The organism is Longimicrobium terrae (assembly GCF_014202995.1).
Taxonomy (GTDB): Bacteria; Gemmatimonadota; Gemmatimonadetes; order Longimicrobiales; family Longimicrobiaceae; genus Longimicrobium; species Longimicrobium terrae.
The window spans coordinates 85862-110830 of record NZ_JACHIA010000014.1; the positions used below are offsets into that span (position 1 = coordinate 85862).

At 68.1% G+C, this 24969-nt stretch carries 19 protein-coding genes; 14 read left to right on the forward strand and 5 right to left on the reverse strand.

Translation table 11 applies throughout. From position 1 onward, the window contains the following. Window positions 1-52: 52 nt before the first annotated feature. The 10 genes from HNQ61_RS19445 to HNQ61_RS19490 all read left to right on the forward strand — a co-directional run bounded on the left by HNQ61_RS19445 (window position 53) and on the right by HNQ61_RS19490 (window position 14157). Window positions 53-1348: a hypothetical protein gene (locus HNQ61_RS19445; protein ID WP_170036511.1), complete on the forward strand. Its 1296-nt coding sequence runs from the start codon at window positions 53-55 to the stop codon at window positions 1346-1348. Beyond that, on the forward strand, window positions 1345-5586 hold the full coding sequence (locus HNQ61_RS19450; protein WP_183685744.1) for a DUF6531 domain-containing protein: 4242 nt from the start codon (window positions 1345-1347) through the stop codon (window positions 5584-5586). Before HNQ61_RS19445 ends, HNQ61_RS19450 begins: the two co-directional genes overlap by 4 nt. Before the next feature lie 393 nt (window positions 5587-5979). After that, window positions 5980-6366, forward strand: a complete 387-nt coding sequence (locus tag HNQ61_RS19455; protein WP_205761830.1) for an SMI1/KNR4 family protein — start codon at window positions 5980-5982, stop codon at window positions 6364-6366. Window positions 6367-6437: 71 nt separating this feature from the next. After that, window positions 6438-6650, forward strand: a complete 213-nt coding sequence (locus HNQ61_RS19460; protein ID WP_170036517.1) for a bacteriocin immunity protein — start codon at window positions 6438-6440, stop codon at window positions 6648-6650. Window positions 6651-6787: 137 nt separating this feature from the next. Continuing rightward, window positions 6788-7285, forward strand: coding sequence for a hypothetical protein (locus HNQ61_RS19465; protein WP_170036519.1), 498 nt, complete (start codon window positions 6788-6790; stop codon window positions 7283-7285). 94 nt (window positions 7286-7379) lie between these two features. Beyond that, a complete protein-coding gene (locus HNQ61_RS19470) occupies window positions 7380-7979 on the forward strand; it encodes a hypothetical protein (RefSeq protein WP_170036521.1) in 600 nt (199 codons plus the stop codon). Between the two features lie 122 nt (window positions 7980-8101). Beyond that, on the forward strand, window positions 8102-9316 hold the full coding sequence (locus HNQ61_RS19475) for an enhanced serine sensitivity protein SseB C-terminal domain-containing protein (RefSeq protein WP_170036523.1): 1215 nt from the start codon (window positions 8102-8104) through the stop codon (window positions 9314-9316). A 148-nt stretch (window positions 9317-9464) separates the two neighbouring features. Beyond that, on the forward strand, window positions 9465-12185 hold the full coding sequence (locus tag HNQ61_RS19480) for an ATP-dependent Clp protease ATP-binding subunit (protein ID WP_170036525.1): 2721 nt from the start codon (window positions 9465-9467) through the stop codon (window positions 12183-12185). Then, complete coding sequence (locus HNQ61_RS19485) at window positions 12182-13213, forward strand: FHA domain-containing protein (protein ID WP_170036527.1); 1032 nt, start codon at window positions 12182-12184, stop codon at window positions 13211-13213. Before HNQ61_RS19480 ends, HNQ61_RS19485 begins: the two co-directional genes overlap by 4 nt. A 113-nt stretch (window positions 13214-13326) precedes the next feature. Further along, window positions 13327-14157, forward strand: a complete 831-nt coding sequence (locus HNQ61_RS19490; protein WP_170036529.1) for a serine/threonine-protein kinase — start codon at window positions 13327-13329, stop codon at window positions 14155-14157. 375 nt (window positions 14158-14532) lie between these two features. Here HNQ61_RS19490 and HNQ61_RS19495 read toward each other — a convergent pair whose 3' ends face one another. Then, entirely contained in the window at window positions 14533-15636 is a 1104-nt protein-coding gene (locus tag HNQ61_RS19495; RefSeq protein WP_170036531.1) for a M57 family metalloprotease, read from the reverse strand. 348 nt (window positions 15637-15984) lie between these two features. Further along, window positions 15985-17607: a CHAT domain-containing protein gene (locus tag HNQ61_RS19500; protein WP_170036532.1), complete on the reverse strand. Its 1623-nt coding sequence runs from the start codon at window positions 17605-17607 to the stop codon at window positions 15985-15987. 473 nt (window positions 17608-18080) lie between these two features. Here HNQ61_RS19500 and HNQ61_RS19505 point away from each other — a divergent pair, with 473 nt between their 5' ends. Further along, entirely contained in the window at window positions 18081-19694 is a 1614-nt protein-coding gene (locus HNQ61_RS19505; RefSeq protein WP_170036533.1) for a cation:proton antiporter, read from the forward strand. 25 nt (window positions 19695-19719) lie between these two features. Here the strand turns inward: HNQ61_RS19505 and HNQ61_RS19510 are convergent, their stop codons facing one another. Next, window positions 19720-21123, reverse strand: coding sequence for an ATP-binding protein (locus tag HNQ61_RS19510; protein ID WP_170036534.1), 1404 nt, complete (start codon window positions 21121-21123; stop codon window positions 19720-19722). A gap of 643 nt (window positions 21124-21766) precedes the next feature. On the opposite strand from HNQ61_RS19510, the gene HNQ61_RS28850 reads away from it, so the two are divergent. Then, complete coding sequence (locus tag HNQ61_RS28850) at window positions 21767-21970, forward strand: hypothetical protein (RefSeq protein WP_240978852.1); 204 nt, start codon at window positions 21767-21769, stop codon at window positions 21968-21970. A 270-nt stretch (window positions 21971-22240) separates the two neighbouring features. On the opposite strand, the gene HNQ61_RS19520 is transcribed toward HNQ61_RS28850, so the two are convergent. Then, on the reverse strand, window positions 22241-22771 hold the full coding sequence (locus HNQ61_RS19520) for a hypothetical protein (protein ID WP_170036537.1): 531 nt from the start codon (window positions 22769-22771) through the stop codon (window positions 22241-22243). A gap of 206 nt (window positions 22772-22977) precedes the next feature. Beyond that, the gene (locus tag HNQ61_RS19525) at window positions 22978-23157 is read right to left on the reverse strand and encodes a hypothetical protein (RefSeq protein WP_170036539.1); all 180 of its coding nucleotides are present in this window, start codon (window positions 23155-23157) and stop codon (window positions 22978-22980) included. 285 nt (window positions 23158-23442) lie between these two features. Here HNQ61_RS19525 and HNQ61_RS19530 point away from each other — a divergent pair, with 285 nt between their 5' ends. Continuing rightward, entirely contained in the window at window positions 23443-23853 is a 411-nt protein-coding gene (locus HNQ61_RS19530) for a (R)-mandelonitrile lyase (protein ID WP_170036541.1), read from the forward strand. Window positions 23854-23888: 35 nt separating this feature from the next. Then, the gene (locus HNQ61_RS19535; protein ID WP_170036543.1) at window positions 23889-24896 is read left to right on the forward strand and encodes an aldo/keto reductase; all 1008 of its coding nucleotides are present in this window, start codon (window positions 23889-23891) and stop codon (window positions 24894-24896) included. The last annotated feature ends 73 nt before the right edge of the window (window positions 24897-24969 follow it).

Genomic DNA, 24969 nt, shown 5'->3' on the forward strand with positions numbered 1-24969 from the left:
CTCCCGGGGCGGGCACGCCGCCCCGGCCCCGCACCCCGAACGGTCCTGTCTGATGCCAGCAGTACGGCGGCGGAACCCGATCGAGCAGCGCCTGGACGAACTGGGCGCCCGCTGGCTCGCCTTTACGGCCAACCCGCGCGCGCGCCTGCTCCGCTGGGTGGCCGGGCGCGAAGACGTGCGCATGGTCAGCGCGTTCGTGGAGGTGCAGAACGAGGAGATCGGCGAAATGCCGGACCTCTTCATCCGCCTCGAATCCCCCTTTGAAGCACGTGCCGGATACAGCGCCGCGCTGGTCGCCGCCCTCCGCGCGCAGTACGACGAGACGCGCGAGGGATTGGCGGAAGAGGGGATCCCCGGGGAGTGGACGCCCCCCGATCCGCCCGGCCCGCATCCGTTCGCCGCGGCTGTGACGTCGCTGTACCACTACCACGCGGATCTGATGGACCACCTGGCCATCGTCCTGGCGCCGGAATCGGTGTCGGACGTGGCGGCGTGGCAGGGGTGGATGCTGGCCGTCCTCCCCCATCTGCCGGAAAACGTCCGCATCCTCGTGGTCGATTCCGCCGATAGCCCGGCGCTGGAGGGGCTGGACGCGGACCGCGAGCGGGTGGTGAGCGAGGCGCTGGCGCTGGACATGGACGGCGCCATGACGCAGCTGGCGCGGGGGAGCGGGAGCAACGATCCGGGGGACCGCTTTCGCCGCGCGTTCCTGGGCGTGGCGCAGGCCTCCGGCCGCGGCGACATGACCGCCGCGGCGCGGGACGGGCGCGCCGCGCTCTCCATCGCCGAGCGGATGCGGTGGTCCGACATGCAGGTGGCGGTGCACGCCGCGCTGGGTGCCGGCTATCTGGCAAGCGGTCGGCTGGATGACGCGCTCGCCAGCTACCGCCGCGGCCGCGTGGTGTCGGAGGGCGCCGTGGGACGGAAGGAGCCGGGCGCGGAGAAGCTGCTGGTGCAGGCGCGGCTTTCCGAGGCCGGCGCGCTGGTGGGGGACAAGCGATGGGCGGAGGCCGCGCCGCTGTACGCGGATACGGCCCCCGTGGCCCAGCAGGCGGAGGACGCGCTGATGACGATGGAAAGCTGGCGGATGGCTGCGTACTGCCACGAGCAGGCCGGCGCATCCGACGAGGCGTGGCGCTGCGCCGAGGCCGCTCTCAAGGTGGGCGAGGGGATGAAGGCGGAGGAGCGCTCCTCATCCACCCTGCCGTACGTGGGCGCGGCCATGCTGCGGCTGGCGGATGCGCGCGGGATCGCCCCGGCGCAGGTGAACACGCGGATGGAGGCGCTGCTGGGGCCCGGCTGGGAGCCCGCGGACGCCGCCGCGCAGCCGGAGGAGGTGGCCTCATGATGCCCGCCGCCAAGCACTTCGATCCGGTGCTGGGAATCGACATCCACATCGTCGCTCCCGCCGGGCCCATGCCGCATCCGTTCATCGGCATTCTGTTCGACGTCTTCGACTACCTGCCCATCATCGGGGCGACGGTCTTCATCAACGGGCTCCCGCGCGCGACGGCGGGGAGCCTGGGCCGCACGCTGCCGTTCCACTTTCCCATCGGCGGCGCATTCGTTCTCCCCCCCGGCAACGAGGGGGAAATGTTCATGGGCTCAAGCACGGCCAGCTTCGACGGCGAGGCCGCCAGCTACGGCCTGCTGCCCGTGCTCACCTGCCAGAGCATCGGCTTTCCCGCGCCGCCGCGCCTGTTCGGCAAGAAGCCGCGCAAGGGCAAGACGCGCTCGCTGCTGCTGCCCACCAGCATCGTCCTCCCCATTCCGCTGGGCAAGCCGGCGCTGGTCGGCGGGTCGCCCACCATCTCGCTGATGAGCCTGGCCATGGGGCTGGGGAGCATGATGGCGCTCAAGGGGCTGGGCAAGGGCCTCAAGCGGCTGGCGAAGAGCAAGGTGGCGGAGAAGGTGGCCAAGGCGACCTCCAAGGCCATGCACAACGCCGCAGAGGGGCTCATGGGGCGCGCCGGCGTGTCCGCCGCCAGCCGGATGCGCAACCGTGTCCACCGCGCCATCTGCACGCTGACCGGCCACCCGGTGGACGTCGCGACGGGCAAGGTGCTGACGGACGCGGTGGATTTCTCCCTTCCCGGCCCGCTGCCGCTGGTGTGGGAGCGGGTGTGGTACAGCACCAGCACCTATCAGGGGCCGCTGGGCCACGGGTGGCATCACTCGCTGGATCTGGCGCTGTGGGCGGAGGACGAGGCCGTCGTCGTCCGCCTAGCGGATGGCCGGCACGCCGCGTTCGCGCCGCCGACGGCGGAGGCGCCGTCGTGGAACGCGATGGAGCGGATGACGCTCCATCGCACGGGGCAGGGCTACCGGCTGGTGGACGACGCCAGCGGCGGGTCCTGGCACTTTCTCACCGGCCCCTTTCGCCTGCGCCTGCGCCGGGTGGAGGAGCGGGACGCGGCGACGGGCGAATCCACCTTCCACCTCGTCCCCGTCGCGGGGCCGGTGGAGGTGCCGCTGGCGCGGATGGAAGACCGCAACGGCAACCGCATCGACCTGCACCGCGATGCCGCCGGCCGGCTGACCGGGATTACGGACAGCGCGGGCCGCCGGCTGGAGGTGGAGAACGACGCGGAGGGGCGCATCATCCGCATCACCGCGCCGCACCCGGACGATGCCGCGCAGCGCGTCGCCCTCGTCGAGTACGGGTACGATGGAGAGACGGGCGACCTGGCCGAGGTGCGCGACGCGCACGGATCGCCGTTCCGCTACCGCTATGCGCATCACCTGCTGGTGGCGGAAACCGATCGTTCCGGCCTCACCTTCCGCTTTGCGTGGGACGGCACGGACGAGAACGCGCGCTGCACGCGGACGTGGGGCGACGGCGGGTTGTACGCGCGGCGCATCGAGTACGACGTGGCCGCGCGGGAAACGCGCGTCACCGACTCGCGCGGTGCGACGACGCTGTACGAGTACAATGAGCTGGGCCTCGTCATTCGCCAGGTGGACGCGTCCGGCGCCGAGCGGCTGACGGAGTATGACGAAAACGGCCGCCGGTGGAGCGAAACGGACGCGCTGGGCAACAGCGTCGGCTTCGGCTACGACGAGGAGGGCCGGCCCACCAACGTCGTCGATGCCACCGGCGCGGAAAGCTGGACGCAGTACGACGAGGCGGGACGCGCGCACGCCAGCACCGATCCGCTGGGCGCCGTGTGGTACCGCGAGTTCGACGAACGCGGCAACGTCATCGCCGTCATCGACCCCGCGGAAGGGGAGACGCGCTATGAGTTGGATGATCACGGACTCCCGCTTCGCGTCACCGATGCGCTGGGCCGCGAGACCGCGCTGGCGTGGGATTCCGCGGGCAACCTGGTCCACGTCCTGGAGCCGTCCGGGGGCGGGACGCGGCTGGACCACGATGGATGGGGCCGCCTGGTCCGCCGCGTGGACGCCGAGGGCGGCGAAACGCGGATGACGTGGGACCTGCTGGGCCGCATCACCGAAGTCACCGACGCGGAAGGGCGCACCTCGCGCTTCCGCTACGACGCGTCCGGCAACCTGGTCCAGGCCACGGACCCGCTGGAGCGCGCGCGCCGCTACGCGTACGGCGCCATGGGCGTGCTGCGCGGCGTGGTGGAGCCGTCTGGCGCGGCGACGCGCTACCGCTACGACGCGGAGGGCGACCTGGCCGGCGTGCGCGACGCGGCGGGGCGCGTGTGGGCGTTCGGGCGCGACCGGCTGGGGCGCGTCACCCGCGAGCGCGACTTCACCGGGCGCACGCTGGGCTACGGCTACGACGCCAACGGCCAGCTGGTCGCCACCACCGACGCGCGCGGGCAGATCACGCGCATGGAGCGCGACGCGGCCGGGCGGCTGGCCCGCCGCGTCCTGGCGGACGGTGCGGAGGAACAGTTCGCGTACGACCCCGCGGGCCGCGTGGTGAAGGCGCAGAACGCGGATGCCGCGGTGGAGTGGGCGTACGACCCGCTGGGCCGCGTGCTGCGCGAATCGCTCAACGGTGAGGCGGTGGAGAGCCGCTACGACGAGGTGGGGAACCGTGTGGAGCGGACGTCGCCCTTCGGCCGCACCCTGTCGCTGGGCTACGATGAGAGCGACCGGCTGCGCGAGGTGAACGATCCGCTGGGCCGGCTGCTGGCGTTCGAATACGACCGCATCGGGCGGGAGACGCGGCGCGTGCTGCCGTCCGGCGTGGTGAGCGAGCGGCGGTACGCCCGGACGGGCGAGTTGCTGGAGCAGCACACGCGGCGCGGATCCACCACGCTGCAGCGGCGCGGCTACCACTACGACGCCGCCGGCCAGCTGGAGGCGGTGGATGACGCGCGGTTCGGCGCCACGCGGTACCAGCACGACCTGGACGGGCGGCTGAAAGCGACGCTGTACCCGGAAAACCGGCTGCAGCAGTACCTGTATGACGAGGCGGGCAACGTTCCCGCCGCGCCGGTCAAGGGGAGCGCGCGGGAGATCGCCTTCCGCCTTCCCGGGCAGCTGCGCGGGCGCGTGGTGGAGCGCGTGACGCAGTCCGCCGGATGGACGCTGCGGTACGACGCGGACGCCAACCTGATCGCCAAGGAGCGCGACGGCCAGCGCTGGTCGTACACGTACGACGGCGCCAACCGCCTGTCGCGCGTGCAGACGCCGGCGGGGGAGACGGTCGCGTTCACCTATGACGCGCTGGGCCGCCGGGTAAGCAAGAGCGGCGGCGGGAGCACGACGCGCTTTCTGTGGGACGGCGATCTTCTGCTGGGCGAAACGTCAGGAGATGGCGAGCACCGGGAGTACGTGTTCGATCCGGGGAGCTTCGCGCCGGCCGCGGTGCTGGGCGGGGCGGGGGATCTGCTGCTGGAGACGGACCAGATCGGCACGCCGCGCACCGCCTACTCGCGCGCCGGCGCCGTCGCATGGGAAGCGGACATCAGCGCCTGGGGCACCGCCTCGGCGACGCGGACGAGCGGGGCAGACGGCTCCTGCGAGGTCTGCCTGCGCTTCCCCGGCCAGTACGAGGACGCGGAGACCGGGCTGTACTACAACCGTTTCCGCTACTACGACCCGGAGCTGCGCGGCTACACCCAGGCGGACCCCATCGGTTTGGCAGGCGGGCAGCAAGCACACACGTATGTCGCTGATCCGACGTACTACGGGGATCCATACGGGCTAAGCAAGTCGTGCGGCGTGAAGACGCCTCGTCAGCAACGCATAGACGAACTGACGCGCCAGAACTACGAGCGTCGGCTCAATGAGATGATCAACAGTCAGGAATACGTATTCCGGTACCTGACCGAAGACAGTCTTGCGGCATCCTTGAGGTATGGCTCTGTCCGGGGGTATACCACCACCACCTTCTCAAGCTCTACGCGGGAGATCATTCGTGGAGCACAGCTCAAGGACTGGGCAGGGAAGGGGGGAGACGAATGGATTCCGCGGTATGGAGTTGCCATCCCCACGTCGAAGCTCAACGGGTTCCAGGTTCCCCGCCCGTTTGGAAACTCTGGGACCGAAGGATGGGAGGCGTTTACGAATTCGTACCCTGAGGCTGGTCCTGGAGGGTGGTCTCAGTTTCTTATGAACGGGGTTCCGATTGAGGATGTTCACATTTTCTCGCTTCGCCCATGAGCTGTGATCGTTGCTCGCTACCCGTTGGCCGGTTCCGCTCACACGATCACTATCGTGAGGTCAAGCGGACCATCAACGACCTTGTAAACCAGGGAATACTCCGGGAAGGCGGGCTGGAAAACCCGAATTCTCCATTTCTCGTCGTTCGGTATACCTGCCGCGAGTGTGGCCAGTCCTGGCTGGTCACCTCGCCGGATCAGAACTTTCTGGGAGGGATCGAAGCGGCACGGGATTAGGGTTTCGACAACGGCGATCCGTTGCTGGAGCGCGGCAGGTTGTTCTGTGCCCGGCAAAGGAGCGTACGAGCCTTGTGGAATGTGCAGCTACGCGCGCATCCGTCGAGCCGTGCTCCGAGGAGCTACAAGCGCATCGTTCACCCCAGGCGTTCGGAACGTGACAGACATTGACGCAGGTAGTTCAGGCGGCAACCTGGGAGCTGCCGAGGACCAGATGCTGGCGGCTGCACAGGAGTTGGGAGTTGACTTTCCCGATTTCTACACCGCCTTCCTGCGGCGGAGAAACGGGATCGGGCCGGAGGGGAACCTGCTGCTCTATTCCACCGACGACATTGTCGAGCGGAACGAAACGTTCGAGGTGCAGACGTACGCACCGGGGTATCTTGCCATTGGCGACGACAGCGGCGGGCGGTCCCTCATCATCGGGCTGGATGGCTCGCCCACGGTTTATCTGGTCGAGCAAGGGAGCATGGATCCGGATGACTTCCTTGAGGTCAGCCCGGACTTTGCCGCGTGGCTGGACCAGGGTGCCCCGCTTCCGTAATCAACATAGGCGGCAGTGTATCGAATTCCCGATCCAGTGACAGAGCCGTGGCCGGGAACTGAAGGAGATAAATGCCGAGGCTGACTCGTGCCGAACTCGTGGAACTCGTAGTCCGGTTGCAGAAGGGCGAGGGGTCTGACGACGAGGCCAGCTCAATGCTCGAAACGCTTGAGGAGAATCTGCCAGATCCCAATCTCTCCGATCTCATCTTTTATCCTGAGAGGGAGATGACGGCAGACGAGATTGTTGATCGGGCACTCGCTCACAGGCCGATCCAGCTCTAGCAATCGCTCGCCGGAGGTTCTTGCCGCGAGCGGTGCTGGGATCTGCTGCCGGAGACGGACCACATCGGCACCCGGCGCAACGCCGACATGTGAATGCCGTGGCCGCCGATCAGGCGCACTCTGAATCGCGGAGCACGATGCGGATTGACGCCGCGAGCGGAGATGTCTGGTTCACCGACGAGTTCGTCGTGGGCGCATCGACGCGGGCGGAGGCGTTGCGGGGAAGCGGGTTCGCGGATGAGCGCGCGGCCGGGACGGATCTGCCGGGAGCGGATGCGGTCTTTTCCGCGGCGGCTTCCATCCAGGGCGAGCGCGCCTGGGCCACGCTCCGCTTCGCCGCGGGCCGGCTCACCTCGATCTCGATCATCCTCATCGCGGCGGAAGTGGAGGACGCTGAGGCGTTCTGGAGCCGCTATTCGCTGGACTCCGAGGCGGAGGCGAAGGCGAAGCTGGATGCATTTCTGCGCGCCCAACTCGGCGAGCCGCACCAGATCGTCATGCGGGGTGGATACGCGGCCGGGTTTCCGGTGCTCCAGCAGCTGCTTCGGTACTCGTACGCGTGGGGCGAGGTGAGTTCGTGCCACGATCCGCGAACTCCCGTGACCGAAATCGCGATTTCGTATCATCAACATTGATCACCATTGCAGACGCAGGTGGCAAGTCGCGCATCCGCCCCGGCTCCGTTCTGCGCGGCAGGTGGTCCTGATCCACATGAATCAGCAAGGGTCCATGGTACGGGTCGACGACGGGATTGATGCGTTCGCGCGCGGCGTGCGCGATCACGGCCTGGGATCGTTCCGGGCGGCGGCTCCGGATGAGGTGGCGGAGGTGGAGAGCGCGCTGGTCCCGTTCACGGACGCGCTTCGGCAATGGCACCTGCGGGCGTCGCCTGTGGATGTCTGGCTGCCGTGGGTGGCGGAGGACATGGCCTTCTTTTCTCTGGACAGTCTGCACGGGGCGCAGGCCGGGTATCGCTGGCACGGGTACGACGAGGGGCAGGCCCTCCTGGACGGCTGGAATCCGGCGTGGCTCGTGATCGCGGAGTTCAGCGGCGACCCCGTGATCGCGTCGCTGGATTCGATCGAAACGCCCGTGTCGTTCGCGCGGCACGGGGCGGGGAGCTGGAGCCCGCGGGAGGTCGCGCCTGGTCTGCCATCGTTCCTGTCCGCGATGGCGGTGTGGATGGACGTCTGCCTGGGTGAGTACGGCGGCGAGATTATGGACGATGACTTCGAGCTGAAGGCGGACTTCAAGGAGCGCCTGGATGGAGCGCTCGCCGGCGTGCTGGGGGCGGAGCACCGGGCGGCGTTCCTGTCCTTTCTGGAGTAGCGGCCACCCCGGCCGGTCCGGATGGGGCGCCCGGCCCGCAAGGCATGAAGCTTCCGTAATCCGCCGGCCGCAGGTGAACGCCGCGCCGCGGCACCGTTCGGAATCTTACGATGGAACCCCGCATGAGCGAAGCTGTGGACGTCCTCGACCAGGCGCTGGCCCGCGCGATCGCCGACCCGGAGCACTGGGCCGAGTTCTACCAGACGTTCGTGGAAAGCGCCGTGTACGTGCTCGGCGAGCCGACGCCGGAAACGTCCGGATTCTCGCTCATCCACCTTGAGGACGAGGAGGGCGATGTGGTTCCCGTCTTCTCGTCGCCCGCCAAGGCGGAGGCGATCGCGACCGAGGAGCTGCAGTGCGTGCCCGTTCCCGCGCTGGCCCTGCTGTCGCAGCTGCGCGGCGGGCGGGTGGTGCTGAATCCCGGCGCGCCGGCGTACAAGCTGTTCACCGCCATGGAGATCGAGGCGCTGCTGGAGGGGGTGGACGAGTCGGCGGGCGGGATTCTGGTCGAAGAGCCGGACGCGCTTCCCGCCGATCTCACGGACCCGCTCGCCCGCCTGTTCGCCACGCACCCCGACGTGAGCGCCGCGTATCTGGTGCAGGTCACCCCGCCGGGCGCCGAATCGCGCCTCGTGATCGGCATCGACGCGGTGAACGACGCGGACCGCGTGCGGGAAGAGGCGTCGGTGCTGGTGGATACGCTCCGCGCCGGGCGGGAAGTGGACGTCATGGTGATGGAGGAGGATCCGCTCTCCGTCCATCTGCGCGCCGAGGTGGAGCCGTTCTTCGGCGATTCGCTGGCGAGCGACATCGACCCCGAACGCCTGCGCCGCCTGGACGCCAATCCGCCCAAGTGGGGCGATTCTCTGCTGGGCCGGATGACCGGAAAGGCGGAGGCGCACACGCAGATCTCCATGGGCGCCATCGTGCAGGCCAACACCGCGCTGTGGGCGCCCGCGGACGAGCCGGTCACCGCGCCGGCCGTACTCGTCTACTCGGCCTCGCCGGAGCGCCGGATGGACCGGCGCTGGGTGCGGCACTTGGCCCGCCGCCTGAACCGGCTGCGCGTCGAGGACCCGGCCGATCCGGTGGAGCAGCGGCTGCGTGATCGGCTGGAGGCGGAAGACGACTGGTTCTTTGAGCCGCTCCCCGCCGCGTTCACGGGCGACAGCGCCACGTTCTGGTGCGTGGTGGCGCTCAGCAGCACCGACCTGCCCGGCGGATCTCTCCCGGGCGACGGCGTGCTTCCGCTGCTGACCTGCTCCCCCGCGGCAAAGAAGCCGGGCGAATTGCTCCAGGTCGTCCCCAAGGCGGAGTGGGCGCGGCCGGGATTGTAGGCGGCGGATGCAGGATCCGGAGCCCCGGTCCGCGGGGCGGGCGGCGGGCTCCGGAACGGCGGCGGGAGCGATCCTTGCCGGAATCGGACTCTTTCCGGGCCGGATGGCCGGACGCACGCGTGACACACTCTTTTCCTGACCTGACGGAATGGACCTGAACCGCCTCGCGATGGACGTCGCCGCCGCCCTGGAAGGCGCGCGGGACTACGCCGTGCGCGGATCCATCGCGTACATCCATCCTGCCCATCTGCTTACGGTGCTGCTGGATCCGGGCGGCCCGCTGCACCGCGCCGCTGCGCCGCTGGGGCTGAACCCGCAGGCCGCGCGCGACGCCGTGGCGCGCACCGACGCGGGCGCCGCGCGGCTGGAGCCCGGCCGCCAGCCCATCGCCGGGCGCGCGCTGCGCGATCTGCTGGACCGCGCCTTTGCCGCCGCCGATCGCCGCGGCGTGCACACCGTGGAGGCGCTGGACGTGGCGCTGGCCGCCGCCGCGTCGGAAACGCCGTTCGGCAGTGCACTGTGCGACAACGGGTGGACGCCGGACCGCCTGCGCGCCGCGGAGGCGGCGGAAGCCATGCAGCCCGCCGGCAAAGACGCCGCCGCGCTCCCGGAAGGCCAGCTCGCGCGCTTCAGCCGCGACCTGACCGCCGCCGCGCGAGAGGGAAAACTTTCGCCCGTGGTCGGCCGCGACGAGGAGATCCGCGCCGTGATCCGCACGCTGCTGCGGCGCACCAAGAACAATCCCGTCCTGGTCGGCGACCCCGGCGTGGGCAAGACGGCCATCGTGGAGGGACTGGCGCAGCGCATCGTGGATGGCGACGTGCCGGAGAGCATGCGCAACGCGCGGCTGCTGGCGCTGGACCTCACCGGCCTCGTGGCCGGCGCCAAGTACCGCGGCGAGTTCGAGGAGCGCATCAAGGCCGTGGTCGACGAGGTGTCGCGCGCGGACGACGTCATCCTCTTTCTGGATGAACTGCACACGCTCGTCGGCGCGGGGGGCAACGCGGGCGGGATGGACGCGGCCAACATCCTCAAGCCGCCACTGGCGCGCGGAGAGCTGCGGGCCATCGGCGCCACGACACACGACGAGTATCGCGAGCGCATCGAATCAGACGGCGCGCTCGCCCGGCGCTTCGAGCGCATCGCCGTGGACGAGCCGGACGACGAGAGCGTGCTCACCATGCTTCATGGCGCGCGCGGCCGATACGAGGCGCACCACGGCGTCCGCATCACGGAGGAAGCGCTGCGGACCACGGTGAAGCTGGCCCGCCGCCATCTGCGCGACCGCTACTTCCCCGACAAGGCGTTCGACGTGCTGGACGAGGCCGCCGCCCGCATCCGCGCGCAGCACGAGTCCCGCCCCGACGCCATCGACGCCCTGCAGCGCGACCTGGTTCGCCTGCGCGGCCGGCTGGGCGTGGCGGACAACGGCGACCGCGCGGGGCTGGAGGCGCAGATCGCCGAGCGGCAGGCGGAGCTGAGCACGCTGGAAACACGGTGGACGGAGGAACGCGAGGCTTCCACCGGGCTGACGGCCACGCAGGCCGCCGTGGCGGAAAAGGAGGCGCAGTTGGACGCGGCCGAGCGCGCGGGCGAGGTGGAGCGCGCGGCGGAACTTCGCTACGGTTCGCTCAAGTACCTGCTGGAGCAGCGGGATGACCTGCAGCGGCGGATGGGCGCGGTGGAAGCCGCCGGCCTCCTGGTTCCGCGCGAGGTGCGGGCCATCGACGTGGCGGAGGTGGTGGCCCGGCGCGCCCGCGTCCCCGTGTCGCGGATGATGGAGGGCGAGCGCGACCGGCTGCTGCTGCTGGAGGACCGGCTGGGCGGGCGCGTGCACGGCCAGGAGGACGCGGTCGCCACGCTCTCGGACGCGGCGCGGCGGATGCGCGCGGACCTGCGCAAGAAGCGCAAGCCCGCGTCGTACCTGCTCGTGGGACCCACGGGCGTGGGCAAGACGGAGCTGGCCAAGGCGCTGGCGGAGGCGCTGTTCGACGACGAATCGGCGCTCATCCGCATCGACATGGCGGAGTACAAGGAATCGCACTCCGTTTCCGGCCTCATCGGGTCGCGGCCGGGGCTGGTGGGATCGGAGCAGGGTGGCTTCCTGACGGAGCAGGTGCGGCGCAATCCGCACTCCGTCGTGCTGTTCGACGAGATTGAAAAAGCGCACCCGGAGGTCATCGACATCCTCCTCGGCGTGCTGGACGAGGGGCGGCTGACGGACGCCAAGGGGCGCTTCTGCGATTTCACCAACACCGTCATCCTGCTCACCAGCAACCTGGGCGTGCGCGAGGCCAACGCCTCCGCCGCGGATGCGGAGCAGCGCAAGGAAATCATCCTCAAGGTGGTGGAAGGCAGCCTGCGCCCGGAGCTGTTCAACCGGCTCAGCGGCGTGGTGCCGTTCAACGAGCTGGCCATGCCGGTGCTGGACCAGATCGTCCGCAACCACCTGGCCGGGATCGGCGCGCAGCTGCGGGACGAGCACGGCGCCACGCTTCAGGCGGATGACGATGCGGTCGCGCTGCTGGCGGAACGCGCGTACGACCCCGCGTACGGCGCCCGCCCGGTGGAGCGTACGCTGGAGCGGCTGGTGATTTCCGACCTGTCGCGCTCCATCATCGCGGGCGACGTCACGCCGGGTTCGGCCGTGTGGATCGTGCGCGACGGGGACGAGGTGGCCGTGCTCGCCGGCCCGCCGGACGAGGTGGCCGAAGAGGTGGAGCGCATCCGCGCCGACAACGCGGAAGCCGCCGCCGCGGCGCAGGCGGCCGCGGACGCCGAAGCAGCCGCCGGTGCGGATGGACCGGCCGATGCGGCTCCGTCCGCCGCGCCCGATGGTGATCCCGCACGGCCGGTGGGGGCGGCGTGAGGGCGCTGCTGGCCGCGGCCGCGCTGCTGATCCTGGCCGCGGACCCCGCGGCGGGGCAGTGGCCGTTCGGGCGGAGGAGGCAGCCGCCGCCACCGCCGCCCGCGCAGACGGCTCCCGCGCAGGCCGCGCCGGCGCCCGCGGCACCGGCCCAGCCCGCCGCGCCCACGCCGGAGCAGATTCAGGCGGAGGAAAAGGCGCGGCTGCTGCGCGACGCGCGCGCCCGCGACTTCACGCGGCAGGTGACGGCGCAGAACGCGGAGGAGCGGCTGATGGCGTGGGGCCTCGTCCGCGCCATCGACCCGGCGGACGGCGAGGCGCTGCGCGGCTACGAGCAGGCGCGGCGCGACCTGGATGCGGCCAAGAAGCTGGAGGAGGCCAACAAGGCGCGCGAGGCGGACGCGGAAACGCAGAAGCAGGTGCGGGCGCAGCTTCGCGAGGCGAACGCCGCCTTCGACGCGGGCGAACTGGACCGCGCCGACCGCGCGGTGGAGGACGTGCTGGCGACCTCGCCGGACGATCCGCAGGCGCTTTCGCTGCGCGCGGCCGTGGCGGAAAAGCGCCGCTCGCGCGAGTTCCGACGGCTGCTGCTTTCGGTCGGCGGCTTCTTTGGATTGTCCGCCGCCGTCATTTTCTGGATGGCGTGGCGCGGCATCAAGGAGCGCCGTTCGCGCAAGAAGGAGGAGGCCGCCTCCACCCCGGCCGCGCCTCGCGCGCTGCTCAAGGTGGTGGACGGGATTTCGCGCGGGCGGCTGGTTCCGCTGCAGGCGGACGTGTTCCGCATCGGCGCGGCGCAGGGCGAGGGGGCAGGGGAGCAGAACGATCTGGTGATCAGCGATTCCGGCGCGGTGGTGTCGCGGTATCACTGCTCCATCATCCGCAAAGGCAAGGATTATCTGCTGATCGACAGCAGCCTGAACGGCACGGAGCTGAACGGAACGCCCCTGCAGCGCGGCGAGCACCACGTGCTGGCGGACGGCGACGAGTTCATCCTGGCCCGCGCGGCGCGGGTCAAATTCCTGGTTACCTGACGCCTTCGTTTCGGGTTGATGACGATCAGGCGGGGGATGGATGAGACGCGGAGGGCGGATGCGGCGCCTTTCGCGTCTCGCTGTTTTCCGATCGGAACACGCCACGCGCGGCCATGCGGACCGCGATGAATCCCTCGTACGAGACCGTGCGTCTGCTGGCGGAAACCGCGAGCGGCAGCCGCGTCACGCTGGTCCGCGCGGCGGATGGGCGTCTTCTCGCTCGCAAGCAGGTGCGTCCCGACGCGGGCGACCGGCCGGACCTGCGGCGGCGCATTGAACTGGAGGGCGAGATCCTCGCGCGCCTCGGCGGGCAGCACCACGTGATCGGCTTCGCCGGCCGGGCTGGATCCTCCGCCATCCTGCTGGAATACGCGCCCGGCGGCTCGCTCGCGGACCGCCTGTCCGGGGAGCATGCGCTGGCGCCTGACGTGTGGCGGACGATTCTCGCGCAGCTTGTGGACGCGGTGGATCACGTGCACGCCGCTGGCCTCGTGCACCGCGACCTGAAGCCGGGCAACGTGCTGTTCGCCGCGGACAACGGTCTGCGGCTGATCGACTTCGGCGTGTCGGCGGCGATCGGGTCGCGGGGGACGCTGGCGCCGTCGTGGGAGGAGGATGACGTGGGGACGCTGGCGTACGCGGCGCCGGAGCAGCTTGCCGATCCCGCATCCGCCACGCATCCGGCGGCGGACGTCTACTCCCTCGGCGTGCTGCTGTACGAGATGTCGAGCGGCCGCCTGCCCTATGAGCTGGAGCCGGGCGAGGACGAGCCGCGGCTGCGCGAGCGGATCATCGCCGGGGGCGCGGTGCCGCTGCGGGAGCGCGTGCCCGGCATCAGCGCGGCCCTGGACGAAGTCGTATCCGCCGCCCTGGCGCACGACCCGCACGCGCGCATCCCGAGCGCCGCCGAACTGCGCCGCGCCCTGCTCACGGTGCCGCTCTGAGCCCCCTACAGACCGCAACCTTCACCCGCCACGAAGCGGTGCGGCCGGTGCCGTGGCGTGCCCGCGCGCTGAGGTCTCCCTTTCTCCCGCGGAGCGGGGGAGAGGGCCGGGGAGAGGGGGCCTCTCCGGCCGCGCGGCACCATCCGGATCGCGCCGAATCGCAGTTCCCCCTCTCGCGCCTCTGCTTCGGCCGGGAGGGGAGCGGGGAGGGGCCGGGGGAGGGGCCTCCCCGCCGCTGCGCCAAACTCCATCCTCCGAACTGAATCACCTGACGCGCCGCCGTTCATCCACAACGTAAAAGGCCCCGCAACGAACCCGTTGCGGAGCCTTCTTTTACGCCCGCCGCAGACTGGCATCGTTCAGCCGGTCACGCGATCAGCAGGTGGCGTCTTCGGTGTAGACGCTGGTGTACATGGCGCTGGTGCCGTTGGGAAAGTTGGCGGTCACGCGGTAGAAGTACGTGCTCTGGTCGTCGTACGCCCACGCGTACACCCACAGGCACGAGCTTACGCCGGTCCACGCATTCCCGGTGGCGTACGACGTCCCGAACGCCTGCGCCGCGCCGTCGCTGTTGACGGTGGTGTTGGAGTAGTTGGCGTAGTAGTCGTTCACGGTGCGCTCCTCCACCCGCTCCACCCAGTACGAGGTGGCGCCGGCCACCGCGTTCCAGCTCACCTGCACCTGCCCGCCCACGTTGGCCACCGTGACGCCGGTCACCGGCGGAAGCGGATACAGGTTGCGCAGCGCGAGCTGGTCGTAGTAGCTCAGCCCGGACCACGACGGCGCGTTCGGCGGGCAGCCGCCGTAGAAGTTGCCGTTGTTCATCACCGAAGCGCCGTCGCCCGAGGGCGTACCGTACACCGGCGAGCCATCGTTGGTGTTGGTGTGCGCCAGCCCCAGGTTGTGGCCCAGTTCGTGGGTCATCACCCACACCTGCTGCGCGTACGAATACGTGGTCAGGTACTGGCGGTTGACGACGACGGTGGTGCCCGGCGCACCGTTCATCGGCCACGACCCCTGCGCGGCCGCGCAGTTGTTGCCCCAGTTGACGAACGACACCACCACGTCGGCCACGCCGGTGGTTTCCACGAAGGTGATGCCGCCGCCCTGGGACGCGCTCCAGTTGGCCATGGCGGCGCGGGTGGCGTTGGCCCACGAGGTGTTCTCGGCCGCGATGGCGGTCAGGTTCACCGTGATGGTGCGGCGGTTGGCGGCAATGGTGCTCACCACGCGCTGGGTGCGCGGACCCGTCTGCCGTCGCAGCGCGGCCTTTTCGATGCGGATGTCGCCTTCCACCAGAAAGTAGCCGCCCTCGTCCACGATCCGGGTCTTGTCGAAGCCCATGTTCACGATCCGCTCGACCAGGTCGTCCTGCGGCTGAACGGCCAGCGGCTCCGACCCGCCCGACGTGTCGGAGCAGGCGGCCAGCACCGCCGCGCCCAACAGCGCGGGCACCAGCTTCCACAACTTCATCTTCATGGCATCCTTTTTCGGTGGGTGGCACCTCGGCGTGGAGGTGCTCGTTGTGTAGACATTAATCGGCTGATAATGTCTTTGTGGGAAGGAAAGTAGCAGGAAGCCGCGAGGTCCTCAAGTGATCGCTGCGTAACAATTCAGCGTGGCGGCCCGGCGGCGGGTCGCGAGCCGTGCGGCACCCGGTGATGCCGAGGTTCGGACGAAGGCGCGGCGGCTCGGCCGGAGTTTCCCCGGCCGACCATCGTCACGAATCGTCCCGCCGAAGTTCTTTATCCGGTTGATCGTTCTCGCCGCATGTGGATCGCGGGCAGCTCTGCGGCGCCTTGATCCGAGCCCTGCCAATCCCGGTCCTCAGTGCGCGATCGCGGAGTTCGCGGGGCACCGTTCCGGCAAACCGGTTCCGGACAGGCCGAGGCGCGCGAGCACCCACCCAACGGGGCCCCTCCACCGGAGCGGGCGTTCCAGCATGCCGAGTTGCTGAAGGGTGCCCTGGGCGGCGCGCGAGCCCGCATCCCACGCGGTGTGGAGCCAGCGCGCGGCCATTGAGGTATCCGCCGGGACGCCGGCTCCGTCCAGGTATTGCGCGCCGAGCGCGTACCGTGCGTCGGCAGAGCCCGCACACGCCGCTTCCCGGAGAAGCGTGTGTGCCGCGTCGAGTTTCACCGGCACGCCCAATCCCGTCTGATACGCCAGGCCCAACGCGTACATCCCGCGTACGGATCTGGCTCTGGCGGCCGTGAGGTACTCGTGAACCGCCCTGGTCGTATCCGCCGTCACCAGCTTTCCCTCGAGGTACAGGTCGCCCAGATCCACATGCGCGTCGTGGGAACCAGCCTGCCCGGCCATCGTCAGATAATGTACGGCGGAGTCGCTGCCGGTCTCGGCGAAGATGACGCCGAGTCTGCGCATGGCCTCGGCGCTGTGTCCTTCATCGATGGCGCGATGCAGCCAGTGCCTGGCGAAGTGTGGGCTCCTGCCCTGAACGCCGTATCCGTTCTGATGAACGGCGGCCCAGGCGATCATGCTGCGGATGTCGCCCTTGTCGGCACCCTGCTTCACCAGCTCGGCGCCGCGAACAGAGTCGACGGGGGTGCCGCGGCCGGAAAGGTATGCCCATCCCAGCAGTCCCAGCGCCTCTGGCTCGCCGGCCGCCGCGGACTTCTGGAAGAGGCGAAAAGCAGCTTCGTAGCGCCCCTTTGCGCAGAGCGTCTTTCCAGCCTCCAGATTGCCCGAGCCGCCCGTCGTACTCGCGGTCCCGCAGTCCATCACCTGAAACGCCACAGGAACGTCGGGCGGCGGCTGATCGCGGACGGGCCAGCTCGTGGCGAGGATGATGGCCGTCAGGGCGGCGGAAGCGATGGCCGCGTACCGCTTCTCGCGGCGAAAGCGCGGCTGCAGAAAGAGCCGCGCGGGATCCACATCGGCGCGGTGCACCAGTTCCGGCAGAATCGGGCCCGGTTCGTTCAACTCCAGCACCGTACGAGCCTGATCGAACGCCATCTGGACGGATTCCCCGGATGCGATCGCGCCGTAGAACTCGGCGTTGAAGCGGATGGCATCCTCATCCAGAATCTCGCCTGTAGTGCCGATCGCGCACCCGACGACCTGCGCGACGGCTTCCGCCTGTGACCGGGAGTAGCAGGCGCTCAGGACCACGAGACGGACCTCGTTCTTGAACACCTGAAAGGCCCGCGTCATGGCCACCGTGCTCACCCGCCGCTTGTCGAGCCCGTCCGGCGACGCGAACACCAGAACGCCCTCGTTGCCGTGCCCACTGAAGTGCACGATCCGCGGCCGTGTCGTGCGCAGTTCATTGGCTAGATCACTTGGGCGCGCAGCGGGTCTCCATTGGAAGTCCATCACCGCTTCCGTACGGTCAACCTTGATCCGTTGCTGCGTCTCACGAACGTCTTCATCCAGTCTGAGCGTTGCGCCCGGGTCAGCCGCCAGGAACAGAACCGTGATCTTCTTCATGATGATCGTCAGCGGGGATGGATGGGTGGTGCAGATTGTATCAGTCGGTCAGGTGTGTCCGATTTCGCTGGTCGATGGGCGCCCGGATACGCCGGATGGATGAGGCGGGGCACACGATCGCCGCCGCGGATGTGCATTGCAATGGACATCGCGATCCAAATCGTCTCCCATCGTAAACACCCGCTTATCAGCCCGGTAAGCGCCGTCAAGTTTATCGACTAAGTATATCGCTGTATCCTTCTTCCCGCGGAGCGCGATCCGGAACGACGTTCCTCACCCTTGCGTTCGCGATGGCCAACAATGCTGATTGTTGATGGATGCAGCGCTGGATGGATGGCGCTCGTTCCGCGGCTGAGTTCGGCTCGTGTCCGCGGAGCTGACGTGAGGCGTGGACGACTGGATCTTCCGCGCGCTGGCGGCAATCGATCGCGAGTTCTTGAAGCAGGGGATCACCCGTTGCCCGTGGAGGCGTGATGGAAGTGTTCGAGGTGGTGATCGCGCTGCTTCTGGGCGGGGCGGCGCTGGCGGCGGTCGCGCGGCGGATCGGGGCGCCGTACCCGGCGCTGGTGGCGCTGGCCGGGGCGGCGCTCGCCCTGATCCCCGGCGTGCCCACGCTGGTGCTGGATCCCGAACTGGCGCTGGCGCTGTTCGTGGCGCCGGTGCTGGTGGACGCCGCGTTCGATGCCTCGCCGCGCGACCTGCGCACCAACTGGCGCGCGGTCACCAGCCTCGCCTTGGGCGCTGTGGTGCTCACCGTGGCCGTGGTGGCGGTGGTGGCGCGGCTTCTGGTTCCCGGCATGCCGTGGGCGGCGGCGGTCGCGCTGGGCGCCATCGTGGCCCCGCCGGATGCCGCGGCCGCCACCACCGTGCTCAAGGCGCTGCGTCCTCCGCACCGTCTGCTGGTCATCCTGGAAGGCGAAAGCCTGTTCAACGACGCCAGCGCGCTACTCATCTACCGGCTGGCCGTGGGCGCCATGCTCACCGGCACGCTTTCCGGATGGACCGTGGTGCCCATGCTGCTGATCGTGACGGTGGGGAGCGTGGTGCTGGCGCTGGTGCTCTCACGGCTCACCCTTGCCGTCAGCGCGCGCATCACCGACGTATCCACCGCGGTAGTCGTGCAGTTCTGCAGCACCTTTGGGGTGTGGATTCTGGCGGAGCAGCTTCACCTGTCCGGGATCATCACGCTGGTGGTGTACGCCATGGCCGCCTCGCGTCGCGCGGCCGAGGTGGTGCCCGCGCGCATCCGCATTCCCGCGTGGGCCGTGTGGGAGGTGGCGGTATTCGTGCTGAACGTGCTCGCGTTCATCCTGGTGGGATTCCAGCTTCGGTCCATCAGCGAGCGCGTGACGGGAGCCGCCGGGGCGCGGTATGCACTCGTGACCGCGGCCGTGTGCGCGGCGGTGATCGTGGCGCGCATGGCGTGGGTGACGGGCGCGGCGGCGTTCAGCCGGTGGCGCTGCCGCCCGCATCCGGACGGCACGCCCGGCCCGCGCGATCCGGTGGCGTTGAGCGCCGGCGCGGCGGCGGTGGTGGGATGGTGCGGAATGCGCGGCACGGTGACGCTGGCCGCCGCCCTCGCGCTCCCCACCGGCGCGCATGGCGGCGCCGAGTTTCCGTACCGCGACCTGATCATCGTGACGGCGTTCGGCGTGGTGCTGGGAACGCTGGTGCTGCAGGGACTTACGCTGCGCCCGCTGATGCTGCGCCTGGGGCTGGAGGATGACGGCAGCGTGGGCCACGAAGTCCGTCTGGCGCGGGTGGAGACGCTGCGCGCCGCGCTCGCCGCCGCCGAGGCGTGCCCCGAGGCCGAAACCGCGGCGCTCGTGCGGCACCGTTACGCGCTCCAGCTGAGCCGCGCGGAGGCGGCCGTCTCCATCCCGGCCGGCCCGGTGGACCACGACGGCCAGGACGCGGACGAAGCCGTGGTCCGCGCCGCCACCCGCGCCGAGCGCCGACGCCTGGTTGCCCTCCGCGCCGACGGCACCATCGGCGACGCCGCCTTTCAGCGCGTGGAAGAAGAGCTGGACTGGGCCGAGCTCGACTGGGCGCGCGTGGTGCAGGCCGGCGCGCGCGAGGAGGAGTAGGTTTCAGGATGCTTTTCGTCCAACTTCAACTAGTGCCATTCGTAGCGGGGAAATTGCGGACCTGCGCACGGGCGTGCCCTGATAGTTGCAGATGAATCAAGACCCGTAGCGTCTCACTCGCGAGCTTCACATGGCCTCTGAGGTTCTCGTCTCTGACGATCAAACCAGCATCTTCCAACCGTCTCCAAGCCTCACTGATCTCGTGCGTGGAAACTTTTATGCTGTCCGTGATGTCCGCACTGTCGACCCACTGCTCCGAAATAGCTGCTACTTTCGTGAGCAGGGTCCAACGACAATCAAGTGCACGAGCCGAGTATCCATCAGTCCAACCATAACGAATGCCCAACGTGGCTAAAGCGCCATTCTCGTTATATGTGCCGTCTTGGACATCCTCGTCGTCGATAAAGTAGTCCTCATCTACGTCAAACGCGGCGTGAGCGAAACGTTGAAGAAGATGAGGTATACCTTGAGCCATCCGGACGATTCTAAGCCGAGCTGATGCAGTAATCAGCGTTCGACGGCCATTCTCCCTATTCCCTTCCTCCAAAGTCTTATCGATAATGACCGTGCTTTCCCAATCCTTTAATCTCTGCAGATGAATAATCTCGAATAGACCCAAAGCAGCTGGGTGGCTATTCCTGAGGATGGGAAGCATTTCAGGTAGCCCAGCGACTCCAATCATGAAATGCCTGCAGCCAAGGCTGTCCAGACGCCCCAGTAACAGTTTCAAAAATGACCCAAGTCGTAGCTCAGGCGACGAGTTCTCAGCTTCGTCGATGAGGAGGAGGACACCATCGTAGTGTGCACGAAGGCGCTGGTCCGGGTCCGTAAGGGCTTGGATTGTCTCCGCTAGTTTGTAAGCAAACCTCTCGTTCGCAATAAGATCTTCCTGATGTGAAGGATCTCGAATACTTACCCCCGCAACCTCAATGCGACGGACGAGGGCCCAAAGATCAGCTAGAAATGCTCGCGTTTTTTCTGATTCTGTGAGTTTCTTCTCCAATCCCAAGATGATCTTAGATAGAAGTGCTGTTTGCGTAGTCGAAGAATCAACGTCCGTGTCTATCACAAGATAGCTGAAGCCCTTCGAAACCCTGCCTTCTGCGAGTGCTTTAAGGTAGAACAATAAGGATGATTTGCCGAAACCGCGCTCACCGACCACCAAGAAATTCCGTGGTTGACCAGAACGCGTGTGGACTAATGCCTCTATCATCCTTGTCAGTTCCTCTTGACGTCCGATAAACATCCCAGGCGAAATCGGCCGAGTAGGACTAAACGGATTCAAGCGGGCGGAGGCAGCAGCCGCGAGGACGTCGAGATCATCCGGAGAGAAGGCAAGTTGACGTATGACCTCTGCACGCTCTTCATCTGGCAAGTCGCCAGTGATCAAGGCGGCCAGTCGCTCATCATCAATAGGATGGATGTTCATCTTCTCAATCCCACGATCTTTACAACTCCGAAGAGAATCGCACACGAGGGAATCGACAGAGAAGATGGCCAATGGGTAGTTAGTGCCATCATAGCTCGGCCTCAATCAAGCCTGCTACGTCTCTCGATGTGATCCCGGCACGCTCCAATTCTGGTCGTAATGCCGAAATCAGGCGCTCTATCCGGCGGTACAGTGGCTTGGGCTCGACCCCGAGTACACGGGCTATGTCGGGTATGGAAAAGCCCCGGAGCAACCTCATCTGCAGTATCACAGAGTCTTCGGGGTCCAGCAACGTCAACGCTCGTTGTAGCGCTTCCACAACTCGCGCTTGTTCATCTCGGTCCTCTTTAGAGATGAGAGCGTCATCGGCTGAAGTTCTGCCGGAAAGGTGCTCCGTGTTCAGGGGTAACAGCGTTGGCCGTAGCGGTTGCCGTAGCGGTTGCCGGTCCGGAAGCAGAGATGCCAAACGGACAAGTTCCCGCTCCTCCGGGAGATCTGGTTCCGAGTGCTGTAGCCTACTAATGGCTTCAGGAAGAGTGTAGCCGTGAGCATAGATGAGCCGTTCCAATCGAACAGCCACCGAACCTAAGCGCAAAGCAACGGCGGAAGGCCTCCATCTCCCGCTGTTGATCCGTTGATATTCTTGGAACAGCCGAGAAACGGCTACCATAAGGAAAACAGCAAACGCACTATTACCTCGCCAATGCCGGAAAACGGCGTATTCATCCGCAATCAAGCGGGTTTTAATCCAAGAGCCAACATCGTCAGTCTCGTCGAAATCAAGCCCTGCACGTCTTCCAAGCAGACCGATAGCTCGTTCGATCGTGTGGAGATTAGCGACGAATAGCTGTTCAGCTTCGATCCGATCAATCATTGCATCCTGTCGGTGCATGTCGCCCAGAGCAGGGCACTAGACTTTTCGACCCTCTCATCCCTGTACTGTGGCAATCTATTTCAAAGCATGAGTAAAGCGGAACCAGCTAGCAGCCGCTTGAACCACAGAGATTGTTCCCCGCGACCTCAACGGCCCGGCGATCGCTTCGCCGGGCCGTTGGCGCCTCCAACTTACTGCCTGAGGCTCAGCGGGTCGAGCGGGCTGCCGCCCGATGGACGTGGCTCAGCGGGGCCAGGCGGGGCCGCAGCCGGTCTGCTGATACGTGTCGCTCACGTTCAGCAGCTTCCAGCTTCCGCCGCGGCGGGCAAGGTGGAACGCGTCGTATCCGCAGTGCGTAACGGCGCCGTCGCGGCGCACCTGGTACTCGGCCCACACCATGGCCAGGTCGCCGCTCACGTGCACCACCTCGTTGCGCAGCGGCTCGTCGATGCCGGGCTGGTCGGCGCGCGTGGCCACGCGAATGAATTCCGCGCCCGTCAGCACCACCACCCGCGTCGCGCCCTCGCGCGTGGGCCGCAGCAGCGTGATGCGCGTGAGCGAGTCCACGTACTGATGCATGGCGACGGTGTCCTTCATCCGCAGCGCGTCCGTAAAGCCATGGACGGCGGCGAGCACGGCGCCGCGCTCCTGCTCCGTGGTTTCGCGCGCGCCGGTGCCGGCCGCGGCGGGCGTCGTCTGGGCAAGCGCGGTGCGCGGCAGGACGGCGGCGGCGAACAGCGGAAGCAGCAGCAGGGCGAGGTGGCGTGTGCGCATGGGCGTATGTGTTCGGTGGGGAGATCGAGTCCGCCGCCCGGGGATGGACGGCGGAGGTCGTGCAGCAGAAGCGGACGGAAACTATGCGTCTACGCGTTCTGCCGCCAATCCCCCGGCGAGTACGGCGTCGCTGGACGACGACGGCCCCGGCGAGAAGATCTCGCCGGGGCCGTCGTGCTTGCTCCGTCCGGTGCCGGGTCAGCGGCTCAGGCCACGCACGGCGAGGAATAGGTGTTGGGGCGCTCGATGGGGCGTGTCTGCGTGTTGTACAGGATCGATGCCGCGTACACGCCGTCGGCCCCTACCATGCCGGCCGGATCGCCGAACTCCGGCTGCATGACCGTCGTTTCCACTTCCAGCTTTTCCAGATCCAGATTCATCCGCATGGTGTCCTCCTGGTTCAGTGTGGTGAATCGTGTCGTTATAGGATAGGGAAAAGACGGGTGGATTGTCAATCCCGGTCGGCTCGGTTTTCGGGCCGCCGCGCATTGCGAAGCACCGCTTATCACCCTGAGAACCTGTGCCTCGTTTATCCGCCGGCACCCTCGGGATACCTTTCGCGACAACGAGGTGCGGGCGATCGGCCCGGCCCCGGGCGTGCTGTACGGGATGTGCACCGTTGCGGCGCATCCGGTACGCGGCGGCACATCATCAACGGCGGGAGACGTACGATGGAGATCAAGCGAGCGGGCTCACAGCCGTCCGCAAAGGGACCGGCGGACTGGTTCACGGGGACGGTGCGCATCGATCCGCTGTTCGCGGCCAGCGAACCGGCGCGGGCGGCGGGCAACGCCGTCACCTTCGAGCCCGGGGCGCGCACGGCATGGCACACGCATCCGCTGGGGCAGACGCTGGTCGTCACGGCGGGGTGCGGGCTGGCCCAGCGCGAGGGCGGTCCGGTGGAGGAAATCCGCCCCGGTGACGTCGTACAGTTTGCGCCGGGCGAAAAGCACTGGCACGGCGCGGCCGCCACCACGGCCATGACGCACATCGCCATTCAGGAAGCGCTGGACGGCAGGGCGGTGGAGTGGATGGAGCACGTCAGCGATGACGAGTACGGGGCCGGACCGGGCTCCCGGTGACGTCTTTCGATCGAACCCGCAACACGGAATCAGACATGCTGAACACCCGCACCCTGGGCACGCAGGGGCTGAACGTATCCGCCCTCGGCCTCGGACTGATGGGGATGAGCCAGGCGTACGGCACCGCCGAGGAGCGCGACGAAGCCGAATCCATCGCCACCATCCACCGATCCATCGAACTCGGCTGCACCTTTCTGGACACGGCTGAGGCGTACGGGCCGTGGAAGAACGAGGAACTGCTGGGCCGCGCGCTGCGGGAACTGCCGGGCTCGCGCGACAGGGTGGTGATCGCCACCAAGTTCGGCTTCCGGTTCGATGAACGGAACGCCATCGCCGGTGTCGACAGCCGGCCGGAGCACGTGCGCGAGGTGGTGGAAGGCTCGCTGCGGCGGCTGGGGACGGACTACATCGACCTTCTCTACCAGCACCGTGTGGATCCCGCGGTCCCCATCGAGGACGTGGTGGGGACGATGGGCGAGCTGGTCCGCGAGGGAAAGGTGCGCTTTCTGGGGCTGTCCGAGGCGGGCGAGGGGACCATCCGCCGCGCGCACGCGGTGCACCCCATCTCCGCGCTGCAGAGCGAATACTCGCTCTGGGAGCGCAACCTGGAGCCGCGCATCATCCCGCTGCTGCGCGAGTTGGGGATTGGGCTGGTGCCGTTCGCGCCGCTGGGCCGCGGCTTTCTGACGGGCGCCGTCAAGCGCGCGGAAGAGTATCTGCCGAGCGACTTTCGGCACAACGATCCGCGCTACCAAGGCGAAAACTTCGAGGCCAACGTGCGCGCCGCCTCCGCCGTCCGCGAGGTGGCGGCAAACAAGGGCGTGACGGCGGGGCAGATCGCCCTCGCGTGGCTGCTGCACAAGGGGCCGGACATCGCGCCCATCCCCGGCACCAAGCGCCGCGCGTACCTGGAGGAGAACGTGGCCGCCGCGGACGTGTCGCTCTCCGCGGACGAGATGGCGGCGCTGGATGCCGCGCTCGCGCCGGATAAGGTGTCGGGCCCGCGCTACAACGAGCGCCAGGCGGCCATGGTGGACCGGTGATCGGGACTGTGCGCGCGCGGGCATTGCGCGTGCGGTGGTCGCGGCCGGCAATCGAAGCTTTGTTCAATCACCC